The 17,579-nt window shown below is 28.2% G+C and carries 19 protein-coding genes; 12 read left to right on the top strand and 7 right to left on the bottom strand.

Annotated elements, in window-relative coordinates; genetic code table 11:
- Nucleotides 1-667: 667 nt before the first annotated feature.
- Nucleotides 668-874 (bottom strand): YwbE family protein, encoded by a 207-nt coding sequence (locus LGK95_RS01520; protein WP_226121432.1) that lies wholly within the window; start codon nt 872-874, stop codon nt 668-670.
- Between the two features lie 276 nt (nt 875-1,150).
- Between LGK95_RS01520 and LGK95_RS01515 the strand changes: the two genes are divergently transcribed.
- The 3 genes from LGK95_RS01515 to LGK95_RS01505 all read left to right on the top strand — a co-directional run bounded on the left by LGK95_RS01515 (nt 1,151) and on the right by LGK95_RS01505 (nt 3,580).
- On the top strand, nt 1,151-1,786 hold the full coding sequence (locus LGK95_RS01515; protein WP_226121430.1) for a hypothetical protein: 636 nt from the start codon (nt 1,151-1,153) through the stop codon (nt 1,784-1,786).
- A gap of 206 nt (nt 1,787-1,992) precedes the next feature.
- On the top strand, nt 1,993-2,151 hold the full coding sequence (locus LGK95_RS01510) for a hypothetical protein (protein ID WP_226121428.1): 159 nt from the start codon (nt 1,993-1,995) through the stop codon (nt 2,149-2,151).
- A 283-nt stretch (nt 2,152-2,434) separates the two neighbouring features.
- Nucleotides 2,435-3,580 carry an aminotransferase class V-fold PLP-dependent enzyme gene (locus LGK95_RS01505; RefSeq protein ID WP_226121426.1) on the top strand — a complete coding sequence of 382 codons (1,146 nt, stop codon included), beginning with the start codon at nt 2,435-2,437 and terminating at the stop codon, nt 3,578-3,580.
- A 41-nt stretch (nt 3,581-3,621) separates the two neighbouring features.
- Here LGK95_RS01505 and LGK95_RS01500 read toward each other — a convergent pair whose 3' ends face one another.
- From LGK95_RS01500 to LGK95_RS01490, 3 genes are all read right to left on the bottom strand, one after another.
- Nucleotides 3,622-4,188, bottom strand: coding sequence for a DUF4489 domain-containing protein (locus LGK95_RS01500; RefSeq protein ID WP_226121424.1), 567 nt, complete (start codon nt 4,186-4,188; stop codon nt 3,622-3,624).
- Nucleotides 4,189-4,341: 153 nt separating this feature from the next.
- Nucleotides 4,342-5,103 (bottom strand): hypothetical protein, encoded by a 762-nt coding sequence (locus LGK95_RS01495; RefSeq protein ID WP_226121423.1) that lies wholly within the window; start codon nt 5,101-5,103, stop codon nt 4,342-4,344.
- 453 nt (nt 5,104-5,556) lie between these two features.
- On the bottom strand, nt 5,557-6,342 hold the full coding sequence (locus tag LGK95_RS01490) for a hypothetical protein (RefSeq protein WP_226121421.1): 786 nt from the start codon (nt 6,340-6,342) through the stop codon (nt 5,557-5,559).
- Nucleotides 6,343-6,583: 241 nt separating this feature from the next.
- Here LGK95_RS01490 and LGK95_RS01485 point away from each other — a divergent pair, with 241 nt between their 5' ends.
- The 4 genes from LGK95_RS01485 (at nt 6,584) to LGK95_RS01470 (ending at nt 11,068) form a co-directional block, all read left to right on the top strand.
- A complete protein-coding gene (locus LGK95_RS01485; protein ID WP_226121419.1) occupies nt 6,584-8,119 on the top strand; it encodes a hypothetical protein in 1,536 nt (511 codons plus the stop codon).
- Between the two features lie 107 nt (nt 8,120-8,226).
- Nucleotides 8,227-8,493: a putative Se/S carrier-like protein gene (locus LGK95_RS01480; RefSeq protein WP_226121417.1), complete on the top strand. Its 267-nt coding sequence runs from the start codon at nt 8,227-8,229 to the stop codon at nt 8,491-8,493.
- A 107-nt stretch (nt 8,494-8,600) separates the two neighbouring features.
- On the top strand, nt 8,601-10,118 hold the full coding sequence (locus tag LGK95_RS01475; RefSeq protein WP_226121416.1) for a YncE family protein: 1,518 nt from the start codon (nt 8,601-8,603) through the stop codon (nt 10,116-10,118).
- An 83-nt stretch (nt 10,119-10,201) separates the two neighbouring features.
- On the top strand, nt 10,202-11,068 hold the full coding sequence (locus LGK95_RS01470; protein WP_226121414.1) for a tRNA 2-thiocytidine biosynthesis TtcA family protein: 867 nt from the start codon (nt 10,202-10,204) through the stop codon (nt 11,066-11,068).
- 48 nt (nt 11,069-11,116) lie between these two features.
- Here LGK95_RS01470 and LGK95_RS01465 read toward each other — a convergent pair whose 3' ends face one another.
- Nucleotides 11,117-11,401, bottom strand: coding sequence for a hypothetical protein (locus tag LGK95_RS01465; protein WP_226121412.1), 285 nt, complete (start codon nt 11,399-11,401; stop codon nt 11,117-11,119).
- 349 nt (nt 11,402-11,750) lie between these two features.
- Here LGK95_RS01465 and LGK95_RS01460 point away from each other — a divergent pair, with 349 nt between their 5' ends.
- The gene (locus LGK95_RS01460; protein ID WP_226121410.1) at nt 11,751-13,121 is read left to right on the top strand and encodes a TRAP transporter permease; all 1,371 of its coding nucleotides are present in this window, start codon (nt 11,751-11,753) and stop codon (nt 13,119-13,121) included.
- Nucleotides 13,122-13,203: 82 nt separating this feature from the next.
- Complete coding sequence (locus tag LGK95_RS01455; protein ID WP_226121408.1) at nt 13,204-13,542, top strand: arsenate reductase family protein; 339 nt, start codon at nt 13,204-13,206, stop codon at nt 13,540-13,542.
- A gap of 26 nt (nt 13,543-13,568) precedes the next feature.
- Here the strand turns inward: LGK95_RS01455 and LGK95_RS01450 are convergent, their stop codons facing one another.
- The gene (locus tag LGK95_RS01450; RefSeq protein WP_226121406.1) at nt 13,569-14,117 is read right to left on the bottom strand and encodes a biotin transporter BioY; all 549 of its coding nucleotides are present in this window, start codon (nt 14,115-14,117) and stop codon (nt 13,569-13,571) included.
- A 174-nt stretch (nt 14,118-14,291) separates the two neighbouring features.
- Here LGK95_RS01450 and menA point away from each other — a divergent pair, with 174 nt between their 5' ends.
- Nucleotides 14,292-15,248, top strand: a complete 957-nt coding sequence (gene menA / locus LGK95_RS01445) for a 1,4-dihydroxy-2-naphthoate polyprenyltransferase (RefSeq protein WP_226121404.1) — start codon at nt 14,292-14,294, stop codon at nt 15,246-15,248.
- A gap of 96 nt (nt 15,249-15,344) precedes the next feature.
- Entirely contained in the window at nt 15,345-15,863 is a 519-nt protein-coding gene (locus LGK95_RS01440; protein ID WP_226121402.1) for an HD domain-containing protein, read from the top strand.
- Nucleotides 15,864-16,083: 220 nt separating this feature from the next.
- On the opposite strand, the gene LGK95_RS01435 is transcribed toward LGK95_RS01440, so the two are convergent.
- The gene (locus tag LGK95_RS01435) at nt 16,084-16,365 is read right to left on the bottom strand and encodes a hypothetical protein (protein WP_226121400.1); all 282 of its coding nucleotides are present in this window, start codon (nt 16,363-16,365) and stop codon (nt 16,084-16,086) included.
- A 233-nt stretch (nt 16,366-16,598) separates the two neighbouring features.
- Between LGK95_RS01435 and rbsK the strand changes: the two genes are divergently transcribed.
- Complete coding sequence (gene rbsK / locus LGK95_RS01430; protein ID WP_226121398.1) at nt 16,599-17,537, top strand: ribokinase; 939 nt, start codon at nt 16,599-16,601, stop codon at nt 17,535-17,537.
- Nucleotides 17,538-17,579: the final 42 nt, after the last annotated feature.

Raw genomic sequence — 17,579 nt, 5'->3', positions numbered from 1 at the left:
ACTAAAAAGAAATTCCCTCTATTTATATTACAATTTATTTTAAAATATACATTAAAAGTTAAAAATTAAAAATTAGTCTCTAAATTTAACATTAAAGTTAAAATTTAATAAAAATATACATAAAAAAAGAAACCTTCACTAGACGTCATTAGTGATAGATTTGCTTTTTTGTTGTTAGTCTAAACATTCTAAACATTCATTTATTACATCTTCTGTAATTTCAAATAATTCATCTTTTCTCATTTAGACACCTCCTTGTAAATTCATAGGGGGCATAAAACAAATATTAATTGTTTAGCTCCTATAAACTAGTCTAAAATTATGCTATAACAAATTAAGATATGTTATAAGCGTTATCAGTACGTTATTCAACAAAATTTTAATTAGGGATTCATTAAGAAGTTTTAGATTGAAAAGGGTAAGAATTTAAGAATTGGATTATAAAATTCATGTCTTTTCTTTTGTTAAGCGTTTTAATGATCTAATTTTCCGGTGTATTAGGAATCGATTTGTAGTTTTATAAACGTGATATTTTACTAGGTAACTTTTTAAGTATATATCATTTTGATTAGAATTGCAAGAAAAAGTTTCGATTAAACTAAAAAATTCAAATTACTATGAAATAAATTTCATTATAGTAATTCGAATTTATTCAGTATATGGGTTATTATTTTGTTATAATAGCTTGAACCCTACCTACCTGACCATCTTCTAGCATTACTTTTATTCCCCTGTGGTGTACGGCTGAGTTGGTTAATAATCTTTTTACTACACCCCTAGTTAGTTTAGTTGTTCTTTGATCTTTCTTTAATACAACGTCCACAGTAATACCTATAGGTATATTACTTCTTATTTGACCTCTGTTATCATTCATAAGGTTGCAATCTCCTTCAATAAACTTACTTTAAATTTATTTTTAATATTAAATAAAAATTTTATGCATAAGTTATATATAAACAATACTCTACTTACCAATACCTTGTCAAAATATATTTCATTTAGTCAATTTGTCTATCATAAAAATATTATCTAAATAAATTATCTAAATAAATTATTAATTCAACAAAATGTTATGTCCAGGCATACGAATAAAATATGATTGTATGGAAACTATATTGTAGAAAATACTTTTTTAAAAAGGAGGAATTGAATGCTAGAATCATTATCATTTATACCTGCTAATCTTTTAAATCCAATTATATCATCTACTTCTATCATAATTGGAGCTATTCTAGGTGGCATTTTTAGTTGGTTTATAAATAAAAATTCCACAGGTATGACAATTGAGACGCAAAGTAAAATTGAAAAAGCTAATCGAGAGTATCAGGAGCGAACTAAAGCTTTGAGGCTCAGTGAGTTTGCCACTATAATACGATTAGATATATGCACCACGCTATTTCAAAGTTTGAGGATGATGAAAGAATATACTGATAAAAACAACATAGGTATATATCCTATACCTATGAACTTTAATTATGCAGAAGCTATTGTAGCCTTATCAAAAATTTTCAGTTTAAAAGAAATGAGTTATATTTATCAGTTATATGGGATAATAGAAAAATTAAATAATGATACAAAGGGGTATCATTATGATGAAAGACATTATAATTTAATAAAAGAAGATTATGAGATATTTATTAAAAAACTTTATGGAAGTAATTATTTAAAAGCTTTGGAATTTGATGTTGACACAGTAACTTATGAAGATTTATATAATAATCAAATTATAAAACTCGGATATAAAGATGTACTAATTAAATTGGATAATATTGCTAACAAATGCTGAATAATTGAAAATATAAGAATAATTAATATACGTCATTTGAAAAAATGTTACTATCTTTAAATATTATATTGAATTTTCATAAGAATTAAGATAAACTGATTAGTAGAGAAAACAACAAGTTGAGTTTGGGTGTAGAAATTAAGATTTAAACATAAATTCCATACTATCAAACATTCTTAATTCGCTGCAAGAGGAGGAAAAATTTTATGTCAAGTAATACTATTGAAATGATGAAAAAAATTATTGAGGAAAAGAAAAAGAAAAGTTCTGAGCAAAGCGGGCTTTCAAGACCTGATAAGGTAATTGGGAAAAAAAGCAAGGCAGCAAGAAGCACTAAAAAAACTGGCGGTCTATTTGATAAATAGAAAATTATTAATAAGAACTTTATTACATATTACATGTATTATATAATATCGAAGTAATCTCTAATGGTTACAAAAATGAGCTCCTAATATTAGGAGCTCATTTTTTCCATTTTAGTAATTCTTTTACATACAATATGATTTTTAAGAGTTAAACATAAAATCTATATTAAGATATTATAGAAAAAAATTAACACATTAATAAGCATACTATTATGAATATCAAAGTATTTATAATATATAAAGTATAAAGTATAAAACTTTATATATTAAATAGGAGGATTATATGATATATCTTGATAATGCTGCAACTAGTTTTCCAAAACCACCTGAAGTCTATTCTGAAGTATTAAGATGCATGGAAAACTATGCTGGAAATCCCGGTAGAAGTTCTCATGATATGGCAATTGAGGCTTCATCTAAAATTATGGATACAAGACAAGAACTAAGTGAGTTTTTTAATATACCTGATTTATTAAATATTGTATTTACATGTAATGCCACTCAATCCCTTAACATAGGTATAAAAGGAATATTAAAGCCAGGAGATCATGTTATTAGCACAGTAATTGAGCATAACTCGGTTTTAAGACCATTAAATTATCTAAGCAAAAAAGGAGTAACGTTTACTCTTCTTGGTGTAGATGAAAATGGATATTTGGATATTAATAACCTAAAAAAGGCCATACGTAAAAATACCAAAGCAATAATAATAAACCATGCTTCCAATGTATTAGGAACGATTCAAGATATAAGAGCTATAGGGGAGATTGCTAAGGGAGCAGGAATAATCTTTATGGTTGACGCGTCTCAGAGTGCAGGAGTTATACCAATCGATGTAGCCTGCGATAATATTGACTTATTAGCTTTCCCAGGCCATAAAGGATTGTATGGACCTCAGGGAACAGGAGGCTTATATATAAAAGACACGATAGAGCTGGATTCGTTTATTCAAGGTGGAACTGGAAGTGAGTCCTTGTCGATTACACAACCTAATTTTTTACCTGATAAATTTGAAAGTGGAACATTAAATACTCCAGGAATAGCAGGATTATGCGCGGGCATAAGGTTTATTAGAAAAGTAGGAATAGAGAATATAAGAAAACATGAAATTATGTTAGTAGAGTATTTAATAAAAGAATTGAGTAAATTATCATATATTAAAGTTTACGGGGGATGTGATTATAAAAACAGGGGAGCAGTAGTTTCTTTAAATATAGACAATGTAGATGTGTCTGAAGTAGGGGAGCTGCTAAATAAAAAAGGAATTGCAGTGAGGACAGGTTTTCACTGTGCACCTTTAATACATCAAATAATTGGTACAAATCGAAGAGGCACAGTTAGAATAAGTCCAGGATATTTTAATAGCTTAGAAGATATTGAAAAACTTATTAAAGCTTTAAAAAATATACATGAAAAAAGGTCTCTATAAAAAAAAGGCTCTTTATAGAGCCTTTTTTAGATATTATAGTATTAGCTGCAATGACATTTGTTTTCTACTACTAAAGCTGAAAATGTTGGATTGTTAATAACGGTGGTTCCAGCAGCACCAGTCTCAGTAGCTGTTACAACTACAGTATAGGTGCAACATTCGTCGAAACATGAGTCATCTTCACAATCGCAATCACAAACTATGAAAGTAAAGGCATCAGCCCCAGTATTTCCAACAGGAAGAGCAGGATCAATAGCAATAGGTGTTCTAGAAAATATCCATACAGGTCCAATTGCGGTTGGAGTAGTTTGCCTTCTACATTGCTTCAATATTTGGAATTCAAGAGTTACTTCTGCATCTGTAGTAACTATATTGCTTGCAAATTCAAACTTAATGCAGGGATTACAAAAACGTTCAATTTTTAAAGTGAGTGTATTAAGTGTAAAGCTAGTAGGTGTAGTAAGAGAAAATGGAATTGTTACTGGGAATCCTGTTTTGCACTTTAATAAAACTTCATCTTCTTTTTCTTTTTTACGACAATCCTCTTTTTCTTTTTTACAGCCACAATCTTTTTCATCTTGCCAATTACCTTTTGACATTGAATTCATATATTTATTCCTCCTAAATTTTAATTCGTTATATTTAGTATAAGAATTCCAAATGTATTGTTTACATGAGTCGGATATATTAGAATTCTTATACTATAATGTATGAGTCTGGCCTCTAAATGTTCTGATTATTAGAAATTTTTCTAGAGTTTTTTATTCATCATCCTCACATTCATCATCAAATAGTGGTTTAAGTTTTTGATCTGGGAAGAATTTTGGAACTGGAGACCTATCAAACTTTTCACAAGGATCTACTTCAATATCTTCTTCGCATTCACAAGGGATTGGGCAATAACCATATGCAGGAATTAATAATTGAACAATTAATTCGCATTTTACAATAAGATGGAATCCTAAAGTTATATCTAAAACACTTTCATCACAATCATTTTTGCATAAATTTCCATCTAAACATTCTGCTACCAATTCAAGTTTTATAATTTCAGAATCAAGATCACTGGATTTACCAGTTGCCACAGAGGTAGCAGATATTTGTGCTAATGAATCTGGACAATACAATTTTGATATAACCTCTGTACGATTAATTTCATAAAACTCGCATTTTGTCTCTCCATTACAATCTATATAATCTGCATAAAATGAAATTTGAAAACAAACTATTACTTTCTTATAACTAGGATTTTTCTTTAGTGGAATTTTCTCTACCGAAATAAGCTTTAGTTGAAAATTCCTGCATCCTGTGAATATTCTTGGATCATTAAGGGGATCACTTCTTAATTCTTCATCTGTATCTACCGTATCTGGGCCGCACCCATAAACTAAGCATCTTTTAATTAGGCACTGGTCAAAAACTTTTGGAATTTCGACGCAAACTAGTTCTGCTGGATCAGGAAGGTGTCCCTGTTTGTTAACAACACCAGGTCTTGCAATAAACTCATTACGAGTAATAGACATATATTATCCTCCTTTTATGTTAAGTGATACACTTTTAATCGTGTTCTCTATTTTATAGTATGCTGGTCTCTAAAAGTTGTGATTGATATTTTTGTTAATTAATATAAATAATTACTAAATGTTAATTTTAAATATTGTCTAATACTATATTATGCAAATATTATATATATGGACTCTAATATTAAATATTAGAACTTATTTAAATTTGTGCTTTGTATTCCTAATGTAGTTAATCTTGAAACGATACAATTTATATTAGAAAAAGGCCCTTTTTTTATAGAGCCTTTTTTATCTCCTTTAGTAATTGCAGCAATGACGGTCATTATTTACTACTATAGCTGAAAGTATTATATAAGAACTACTTACATAAGTAGGGCATATTAGAATTTGTATACTACTATTTATGAGGTAACCCTATAAATGGTTATTTCGTGTTTTTGTATAAGTCACTTACTAATCAAACTCACATTCATTATCTTCACTGTCATTATCTTCACTGTCATTATCAAACAAAGGTTTAAGCTTTTGATCTGGAAAGAATTTTGGAACTGGAGCCCGATCAAATTTTTCACAAGGATCTTCTTCATCCTCCTCTTCGCATTCACAAGGGACTGGGCAATAACCGAATGCAGGAATTAATAATTGAACAACTAGTTCACATTTTACAATAAGATGGAATCCTAAAGTTATATCTAAAAAGCTTTCACCACAATCGTCTTTACAAAAAAATCCATCTAAACATTCTGCTACCAATTCAAGTTTTACAATTCCAGAATCAAGATCCTCTGATTCACCAGACGCAAAGCTAGCAGAGATTTGTGCTATTGAATCTGGGCAATATAATTTCGATATAACTTCTGTACGATTAATTTCATAAAACTCACATTTTGTATCTCCATTACAATCTACATAATCTGCATAAAATGAAATTACAAAACAAATTATTAATTTCTTATAATTACGATTTTTCTTTAGTGGAATTTTTTCTACTGAAATAAGCTTTAGTTGAAAATCCCTGCATCCTGTAAATATCTTTGGATCCTTAAGGGTGTCACTCCTTAAATCAGTGTCTGTATCTAAAGTATCTGGTCCACAAGCATAAACTAAACATCTTTTAATTAGGCACTGATCAAAAACTTTTGGAAGTTCAACGCAAACTAGTTCAGATGGATCAGGAAGTTGTCCTTGTTTGTTAACAATACCAGGTCTTGCAATAAACTCATCACGAGTAATAGACATATATTATCCTCCTTTTATCTCAAGTGATACACTTCTAATTGTGTTCTCTATATTACTGTATGCACTTGACTATAAGTTGTGAGTGGTATACTTGTTTGTTAAAACAAATAGTTCATTAGTGTTAATTTCAAATTTTCCAATACTATATTATGCATGTACTTTATATATGGCTTCTAATATTAACTATTAGGTTATATATTACTTTGTAATAAAATATAATTTCTATAAGGAGATGAGTAATATGAGAATATGTAGTCCATGTTTATTCTACGATGGCGAAGATCATATATGGAGGTTCTATGTAAATGATAATAGTGAACTAATGTACAGTATTATGTATGATGAAGATAAATGGACTAAAGAAAACAAAATTGACAATGAAGTTTTAGATTTTACGGTTGATTTTGATAGTGATAACAAAATTTACATTATATATAGTGTTAAAACCAGCAATCTTAAGTATTGCGTCTGGGAAGAGAATAAATGGTTTGGAAAAACAATTTATAGTTTTGGAAATGAAGAGTATAAAATGACTGAATTAAATGTAATTACAATTGGTAAACTAATGCATATATTTTTTATTGGAAAAAATAATACAAATGAAACCCAATGTTCTTTAATGCATTTTTGCTTAAATAAAGAAGGAAATTCATTTAATACGATCGATACTATGCCATTTATAAAAGAGGCCTTTTGTCATTATCAGCTGCAGTATTTAGAAAATGATAATTTATCCTTAATATTTATTAAGAGTGAAGAAAATGAAGTCGTAATAAATTACACAGAATACAAAAATAATAAATGGAGTATTCCAAAAAGATTATATGGTATTATCGGTAACAGCATTAATGTTTGCACATTAGTACATTTAGATAAAATAAATATAATGAATTTGTCTAAAGAAGGATCTTTGTATTTTATAGAACATGTTGTGATTGAACTTGATGGAAAAATGAAAAACCATAAAATTCATGAAAGCTCCAATAAGCCAACTAATTTTTTACTAGTTGAAATTAGTGGAGTCCTTTGGGCAATATGGGCTGAAGGTAAAAATGTGTTCACATCTTCATATAAACAACAATGGAGTGTACCTAATAAACATCATACCGAATTAAATAATGAAATTTCAACATATAAATACTTATCTTTAAGTGATAAAAATAATAATATAAAATGTAAATATGTACTAGGGACTAATCCTCCTGAAATAAATTTATTATTACCTAACTACAAGAATGATGACTATAGAGGTTACCTTCCAGAAACCAATAGGGTAGAACCAAAAGCTGAATTAGATTATGATATTGAAATAAACAAAATAGATATTCAAGCGGAACTTTTAATATTACAAAAGACTAATAGAAATTTAGAAAAAGAATTAATAGATTTACAAATGAAGTATCAACAAAAACTAAGAATTATAGATGAGTCAGATAATAACTTCTTCAAAATTACAAATGCAAAGAAAAAAGCCGAAGAGAAATTAAATATAATAGCTGAAATACAACAAACTTCTTTAAAAAAATTAAAAGTAATGGAAAGCGAAAAAATATCTAAGGATGTAGTAATAAATGAATTAAAGAATACCTCACAACAACTTATTAATGAATGCGAAGGATTAAAGGAACAGAAAATATTCAAAAATAATGTTGTAATTCAATTAAAAAATAAACTACAGCAACTAACTAGCGAAAAAGAGGGATTGAGGCAAGATTTAAAATACGAAAAAAACATAGGTATTGTAGATAGAATTTTAAAAAAGAGGCCTGAAAGGTAGATATCACATTAATAGCACATTTTCATATTATATAATAGTCCACTAATCTATCTATTATATAAATTGATTTATGAACTTGATTAGCCTTAAGGGAGATGTATATAGCTATGAAAGTAGACGAAAATGAATATTTAGTTGTTTACCCAGGTCATAATACTGCAACACTTTTGTACCAACGACTTATAAAGAAATGTTGCAGTATTGAATTAGTATCAACCCCAATAAAAATATCATATGGTTGCAGTCTATCCATTAAATTTAAAGAAGTCTATATGGATATTGTTAATAATGAAATTCTAAAGATTAGTATAAAACCAAAAGGTATGTATAAAATTGTTAAGAATGGGAAATTTGATAACTACGAAAAGGTTTAGTTAATATCCACATAAGTTTTTAGGATTTGGAATTTCCAAATCCTTTATTGTTTTTAAGCATATTATCTATTGTTAAATCATATTTTCTATTAAGAAGGGTAAAGGGTGTGATTAAAATAGATGAACTTATAAAAAAAAGTTTTTATTATGTTTCTAATGTTAAAAAAGGAACCTTAACTATAATTGATAGTCTTTGTAATACTATATTAAAAGAAATTCCTATTGGAAAAAGGCCATTTAAGTTAGCCTTAAAAGATAACAATACCATTGCTGTTGCTTGTGATATGAGTAATACTATTTCACTTGTCAATTGCATTAGTGGTGAAATCGAAAAAAAATCCTTACCTAACAATGGTAATTTTCAAATTGATACCATAAACAAAAAAATATATGTTTCAAATACTTCTGAAGTCAATATCTATGATATTAATCTAGAAAAGTTATTAGGTAGTATTAAAGGATTCTCGGCAATTATTGATTTAAGACTTAATAAAGAGGGTTCTAAATTATATGTATTAGATACTTTACAGAAGGAATTAAAAATTTATAGTACAGATAGTTATAAGCTTATAAATTCATTTGAAAATTTAGGCATTAATCCAGCTTATCTTTTAATATCTAAAGATGATAAAACGGCTTATATTTCAATGCAACATAATATATTAAAAATAGATATTGATTTAAAAATTTTTACCAATTTAAATCTATCCAAAGGATCATTAATAGCTGGAATGGTATTAAAAGGCAATACTTTATATGCAGCAAACCAAGGATTAAACAGAATAGAGTTAATTAATACTGAAAATTACAAAGTATATAATTTTATTCTTACCTCAAAACCAGAACCTACAAGACTTTTTATAACTGATGACAATACTAAACTTTTAGTTTCTAACCGAAGTAATGAAAGTTATGGTAGCATTGATATAATTGATTTAGAATCAAATACTTTAATTGGCTCTATTCTTATGGATACACTCAATAGCCAACCTTATGATGTTATTTCACTGAGCCTTCCCTATACATATGCACCGCCAGTTGCAATAACTAATCTACAAGGTAGCAATCAGTCAATAACTATAATGGCAAAAAAAGTATTTGCATTATACAAAGAAAATATTAATTTTACTAAAATAAATATAAATTTACCTAAAAATATTAACTCTTCTTATATGTTTGAAAAAATAAAATTTGAACCGGGTATTATTGTTCAACATTCGGAATTCAGGAGTCGCCTATCTTTAGGGTCTGAATTTTCAAGTATCAACTTCATTATAAGAGTTAACTATATAATTGATTATCGTGAGAATAATAAAAATCACAAAACTAATGGATTTTTTGAAAAGCCTATAGATACTTTTTTAGATATTCCAAAAGAACGTGATTTAAAAGAATTTAAACTTAATATTAAAACAACTACTAAACTTACTCGTACTCCAAACATCATTAATAATGGTATTAGCTTTGGTGTCACATCTCTTATGGTGTTAAAGATAATAGGTGACGATGAGATAAATCTTAATAACTTAAAACAAATCAATGATAAAGAAAGCGGAAACTTTGAAGAATTCGCGGCCTTTAATGGCTCCATTTTTCCAAATGATATAATTCAACCTTTTAAATAGCATATTATATAGTATATATTACTTTTGAAAGACAAAGCTTTTGAATATGATATAATACTTTAATGTAAAAGAGGGGTGATTTTATGGGTAATATTGCGGGAGAAGGTTGTGAAATCTTAGCTCCATTTAATGAAAGAAAATTACTAACTGAAATAGAACGTAGCCTTATAACAGACTATAGAAAACCTATATGGTCAAAATTTGTTAAAGCAATAAAGGACTATAATTTAGTTGAAGCAGGGGACAAAATTGCTGTAGCTATCTCAGGAGGTAAGGATAGTATAATCATGGCTAAATTATTTCAAGAGTTACAACGTCATGGCAACGTTAATTTTGAATTAGAATTTATTGCTATGGATCCTGGTTATCATGAAAATATCAAGCAACTTTTGATTGATAATTGTAAATATTTAAATATACCCGTTAAAATATTTGAATCAAGTGTATTTGATATAATAGATAGCATAGCTAAAGATTATCCTTGTTATATGTGTGCAAAGATGCGTCGAGGAGCCTTATATGCTAAGGCACAAGCGTTAGGATGCAATAAGCTAGCTCTAGGACATCATTTTAATGATGTAATTGAAACAACTATGTTAAATGTACTTTATTCAGGAAATTTTAAGACTATGCTACCAAAATTAAAATCAAAGAATTTCGAAGAAATGGAATTAATTCGTCCACTTTATTATATAGAAGAAGAACATATAGAAAATTTTATTCAAAATAGTGGTATATGGCCTTTAAATTGTGCATGTATGGTTGCTGCTAAAAAGATAGGAAACAAGCGACAGGAAATTAAAGATTTAGTTAAAGAGTTAAAGAAAACTTTTAATGGTGTTGACAAATCTATTTTTAGAGCAGCCCATAATGTAAATATGGATTTAATATTAGGTTGGCAAAAAAACGAAAAAAATTATTCCTTTCTAGACTTCTATGATGAAAATTGATAGTAAAAATTTCCCTTGAAATCAAACAAAAAATAGTGCTTATATGCACTATTTTTTGTTCGATTTTAGTTCTTCTTTTAATTCTTCTATCATAAATTTATCAAAATAAATTTCTTCTATAAAATTGTTTTCATCAAAATTAGTTTTACGTCTTTTATTATACTCATTAATATTAGATTTTAACCAGTAGGGTGTTGCAATATCAAATTTATAACATAACTCTGTTATACACATTTTTAAGTTTTCCTGGTAACTATCTTTCATTTCGGACATTGATACTTCATCGCTAATTATTCTATTGTCTTTAATTAATTTACCCCAAATTTGTAGCATCTTTGCCTCCTTACATATCTTCTTAATTTACATGACATAATTTGTTCTAATATTTTTTATTAGTCATAATTCTATCATAAATGCTAGTTAAAGTCATGAAATATAAAAAAAATTAACCAGTCAATAGGCTGGTTTATATTTTTTTGTCTCTTTGTTGTATAATGAATTCCATTTTAGTGATTTTTTAAAAGAGTAAAAGTTGATTATTTCCTTTGAATATTGCATATACTCAATTCAATGTATTATTTAAATAACTTGTTATAAGGCTATAGTTTAGAAAATATATAATTCATTTAATACAAAAATAGTTATATGTACTAAGATTAATACATGGGAGGAGTAAAAATACATGGTAAATTTAGGTGTAATTCATTATGCATATATCATCATTATTCTAATAATTATTGTAATAATTGCATTTAAAAAAGATGTAATTCTTCCATGTATTTTAGGCATTGGAGTAATAGGTTACATTTTTACAGGTGATATTTTAAAGTCTGTGCAAATTATTTATAAGGCAGTAGTGGTATCCGGAAAAGAATTTATTGAAATAGTTGTAGTAATTGCATTAGTAAATGCAATGTCTAGTGCATTAAATGACATAGGTGCAGATCAACTAATTATAAAACCTATAAAAAAATTAATGATAAATAAAACCATGTCTTTTTTTGTTCTTGGTATAACTGTTACTTTAACTTCATGGTTTGTTTGGCCAACGCCTGCTGTTGTTTTTATAGGTGCTTTAATGGTGCCCGCAGCAATACAATCTGGATTACCTCCTGTATGGGCTGCGGTAGATTTATGTTTATTTGGTAATGGAATTGCCTTATCAAGCGATTTTGTTCTTCAAGCCGCACCATCTATAACTGCTAAGACTGCTAACTTGCCTAATGCGTTAGGAATTGTTAAAGCATGCCTTCCATTTTGGGGCGTAATGAGTATTGTAACTATAACTACAGCATTTATACTTATGAAAAAAGATAAAACAATCGAAATCAATGTTGATTCAAACATAAATGGAAAACAAAAATCCACGCAAAAGCAGTTAATAGGAACAAAGATAATGGCTATAGCTACCCCTTTAGTATTTATAATAGATATTATATTCATTAAGAAATTGAGATTTATAGGCTCAGAATCTACAGCTTTAATAGGTGGGACAGCAGCAATAATAATGATAATTTCATCTATAATACATACTGATATAAAAACAGCATTAGGAGATGTTACTATATATATTAAAAATGGTTTTACTTTTGGTATAAGTATATTTGCACCAATTATAATTATAGGTGCTTTCTTTTTCTTAGGAAGCGATGTTACAGCAACTGATATATTAGGTAACGGAGTTAGAGGTATTTTAAGTGATATAGGTGTATATGCTTCTAATAATATACCATTAAATAAATACTCTGTTATAGGTATACAAACAGCAGTTAGCACTCTTCTTGGCCTCAGCGGTTCAGGTTTTGCTGGTCTTCCACTAGTTGGCACATTAGCTAACACATTTTCAACTGCTATTAACATAGACAAAGTAAAAATTGCAGCATTTGGTCAAATTATCACCATATGGATTGGTGGAGGAACTATAATTCCTTGGAGCGTAGTTGCCGCTGCGGGAATTTGTAAGGTTGAACCATTCGACGTAGCTAGAAAAAATATCATTCCTGTCACCTGTGGTATTGTCGCTACAGTAATAATTGCCATAATAATATTTTAGTTTTCTAATAAATAGTGACCAATTCGTTAATTGATGGTAACATTAAGGATATACTAATTCATTTTAAGGAGCGCTTGATCAGATGAATATTCAATTCTTTGGAACAAAAAAATGTTTTGATACAAAAAAAACTGAACGATATTTTAAGGAAAGAAACATAAAATATCAGTTCATAGATTTAACTATTAAAGGTCTAAGTAAAGGTGAACTACATAGTGTAAAAAATTCTGTAGGATTAAACAACTTAATTAATACAAAAGCAAAAGATTATAAAAAATTAAATTTAGATCAGATTAGAGGAGAAGAGACAAAAGAGGAGATTTTATTAAATAATCCACAACTTTTCAAGACTCCTATAGTACGTAACGGAAAACAGGCCACAGTTGGATATGTACCAGAGATATGGACAACCTGGGAATAGTATATAGGAGCTAATGTATATTACTATTAATTTAAATATTTTGATAGCCTAGGAATTAATTTTTTAGCTAAAATTATAGCTATTATTGCTTTTATAACATCGCCTGGTATAAATGGTAAACACGCAAATTTAAGCGCTGCATAAAAATTTATACTCTTACCTAAATAATTTGTAAAAATAAAATAAAAGTACGGCACCCCAATAACGTAGATTCCTAAACTTCCTAAAATAACAGAATATATTATTTTAGAAAGTGACTTGTTTTTTTCTGTGAGTTTTCCAATAACATAAGCTGCAACAATATAACCCATTAAAAATCCAAAAGTAGGGCTTACTACTGAGCCCAATCCTCCACTTCCACCAGCAAGGACAGGTAATCCTATTAAGCCTAAAATAACATATGTAATTTGAGATAAAGCACCAAGTTTGGCTCCTAAGATAAGTCCAGACAAAATGACAAATAAGGATTGCAGCGTTATAGGTACTGGTCCGAGTGGTATAGAAATAATTCCACCTACTGCTGTTAGTGCTGTAAATAATGCTGTAATTATTAGATCCCGTGTAGATAATTTCAAAATTAACACCTCCCTAGTATATAGAAAATTGCATTTCACTGTTTTATAACCTAATGCATGTAATATATATATAATTGTAAACTTTATTTATTTATAAGTTTACAATTATGTTACCATGAATTATATTCAAAGTCAAAATAAAATAACAGAAATATAATTATTAGGAGGGTTCAAATGTCTTTAACTAGTTTTTTTAAATTCGTTGAAATACAAACTAAATTGGCCAGCATAATACCCTTTATACTTGGAACTCTCTTTTCCTTATATAGATACAAATCCTTTATTGTAAAGAATTTTATTATTATGGGCATATCATTATTAGCATTTGACATGGCAACTACAGCGATAAATAATTATATTGATTACAAGAAAGCGCTAAATAATGACAATTGTAAAAGCAAAAATAGAATTGTTAAATACGGCATTAAGGAATCAACAGCTATAGCTATAATTTTTACTTTGCTTTTAATAGCAATTTTTTTTGGAGTTTTATTAACTTTAAACACTAATTTAGTTGTACTTTTAATTGGTATTATTTCATTCCTAGCAGGTATTCTCTATACATATGGACCAATTCCAATTTCGCGTATGCCTTTGGGTGAAATATTTTCCGGATTATTTATGGGCTTTATAATTTTATTTTTATCTTGCTACATTCATATATTTGATAAAAATATAATTTCTATAATCTATAATAACAATATTTTAAACATAAGTATTAATCTAGTGGAAGTATTATATATTTTCTTAATTTCTATTCCTACAATTAGTTGTATAGCAAACATAATGCTTGCTAATAACATATGTGATCTTAAAGAGGATATAATAAATAATAGATATACCTTACCCTACTTTTTAGGGAAAAAAACTTCTTTTAATTTATTTAGAACATTATATTATATTGCATACCTAGATATTATAATTTTAGTTATATTAAAAATTACACCTTTTGTTACTTTGTTAGTAATTTTAACAATAATACCAATAAGTAAAAATATTAATTCTTTTTATCAAAACCCCGTTAAAAGTAAAACTTTCATTCTATCAATAAAGAATTTTGCGCTAATGTCCATAACTAACATAATACTATTACTTTTAGCGTTTGTATTTAATGGTAAGAATGAGGGTTGAATTGTATAAACTAGTTAATATAATACGTGATATTATATTCATAGACTTTTGAGAAGTTAAGTTCTAATTAATATTTTTAACATTGGAGGGCATTTTATGGATAATAATCAAATTATAAATAAAACAAAGGAATATGTAAAAGACAAACTAGATGGAGAAGGAACAGGTCATGATTGGTGGCATATATTAAGAGTTTACAAAACTTCTATTTTTATAGGTGAAAAAGAAAATGCTAATATGTTCATAGTTGAATTAACTGCCTTACTGCATGATATTGCAGATTGGAAATTTAACGGAGGTAGTAGTGAAATTGGACTTAAACTTTCAAGAGAATGGTTAGGGAGCCTCGGGGTGGATAGTTCCACTATTAATAAAATTACAAATATAATAGGGACTATGTCATTTAAAGGTGGTACAACGAATGCTAAGCAGGAGACCATAGAAGGTAAGGTTGTTCAAGATGCAGATAGATTAGATGCAATAGGAGCCATAGGGATAGCTAGAGCTTTCGCTTATGGTGGCTATAAGGAGAGAGCACTATATAATCCTAATATTAAACCACAAAAGTACATGGATTTTAATCAATATAAAAAAAAATATAGGTACAACTGTTAATCATTTTTATGAAAAACTTTTATTGCTAAAAGATTTAATGAATACTGAATCAGGTTACTCTATTGCAAAAGAGAGACACGAGTTTATGCAGGAGTATTTGAAACATTTCTTTAGTGAATGGAACTGTAGGGATGTAGATTAAATATATATTAAACTAAGTCGATAAGTATAAAAGTAAGACCAAAAGTATGGTCTTACTTTTATTTTCGTAAATTAGATATTAAATATGTAACCTATGGACATAAAACCCTCCATTAAATGCTTCAAGATTATACAATATTTCAGTATTTTCGAAATGAATTTTAAATTTTTCCTCTGTGACAAAAGAGATACCATCAACTTCTACTAAAAAATCATCATCTCTTTGTTTATCTAAACAAAGTGCTAATGCAGGCTCACCACAACCGACGGCTAAAACTTCTAATCTTATAACTGAATTTTCTTTAGTTTTAATTAATGCTTTTAATTCTTCAAACGCTTCTTTATTAAATTTAATATTCATTTGTCATCTCCCCAATATATTTATTATAATAATTTCATTATAGCTATAGTCAATGCAATTTACTATACACAACTATAAATATAACTAACTTAAGACTTAATTTTACTCTTGTTATAATAAAATATTAAATATCTTTAATATTTTAAAATAGTTAATTGACAAAGAATATCTAAACGTATACAATAAGTTTAACCGGTTAACTTAATCGGTTAAGTAACGAAGAGGTGATATGTATGAGTAAAATTTGTGTACTAGGAAGTTTAAACATGGATCTAGTATTAAAAGTAGAAAATATGGCTAAAATTGGTGAAACAATCTTTGCAAAAAGTATAACCAATGTTCCTGGAGGAAAAGGGGCAAATCAGGCTGTTGCGTCTAAACGAATGGGATCCGATGTCTACATGATAGGTAAGGTTGGGTTAGACAGCAATGGTGATTTTTTGATTAGGAAGCTCGAATCTGATGGCATAAACACAGATTATGTTTTTAAAGATAAGAAGGAAACAACAGGTACAGCAATAATAAATGTTAACAATGAAGGTAATAATTCAATAGTGGTAGTAGCTGGTGCTAATATGACGATTACTATAAATGAGATAAAAAAAAGCTATTCAATAGTAAAGGATTGCGACGTAATTATAGCACAATATGAAACACCTATTGAAATTACAACTGAGGCTTTTAAATTTGCAAAGTCCCAGGGAATTATAACAATCCTAAACCCAGCTCCAGCAAATAAATCAAATCAAAACGCATTTAAATATACAGATATAATAATTCCTAACGAAACAGAAGCCTATGATATTACTGGAGTTTTAGTTGAAGATTTAGAAAGTGCTAAAAAATCAGCTGAATGTCTCATAAGTATGGGAGCAAGATTCGTGATAATAACACTAGGTTCAAAGGGTGCAGCATTAATATATAAAGATAGGGCAGAAATAATTCCTGCAATTAAGGTTAACGCTATTGACACAACTGCTGCAGGAGATAGTTTTATTGGAGCCTTAGCAAGTATATTACGTTCAAAAGAATTGAACTTTGAGAATCTTAAAAAAGCTATAGTTTTTGCTAATAAAGTATCCTCTATAGTAGTTCAAAAATCGGGGGCACAACCATCAATACCTACTATGCAAGAGGTTTTGGATATTTATGGGGAAGATATCAGTTACTAAATCTCAATAAAGGTATGCAAGATGGAATGTAAGGAGGAAAAT

The sequence above is a fragment of the Clostridium algoriphilum genome (assembly GCF_020443705.1).
In the GTDB taxonomy this organism is placed as follows: Bacteria; Bacillota; Clostridia; order Clostridiales; family Clostridiaceae; genus Clostridium_AD; species Clostridium_AD algoriphilum.
Note: the sequence above shows the minus strand (reverse complement) of the source record. Positions and strands in the feature narration are given on the sequence as shown.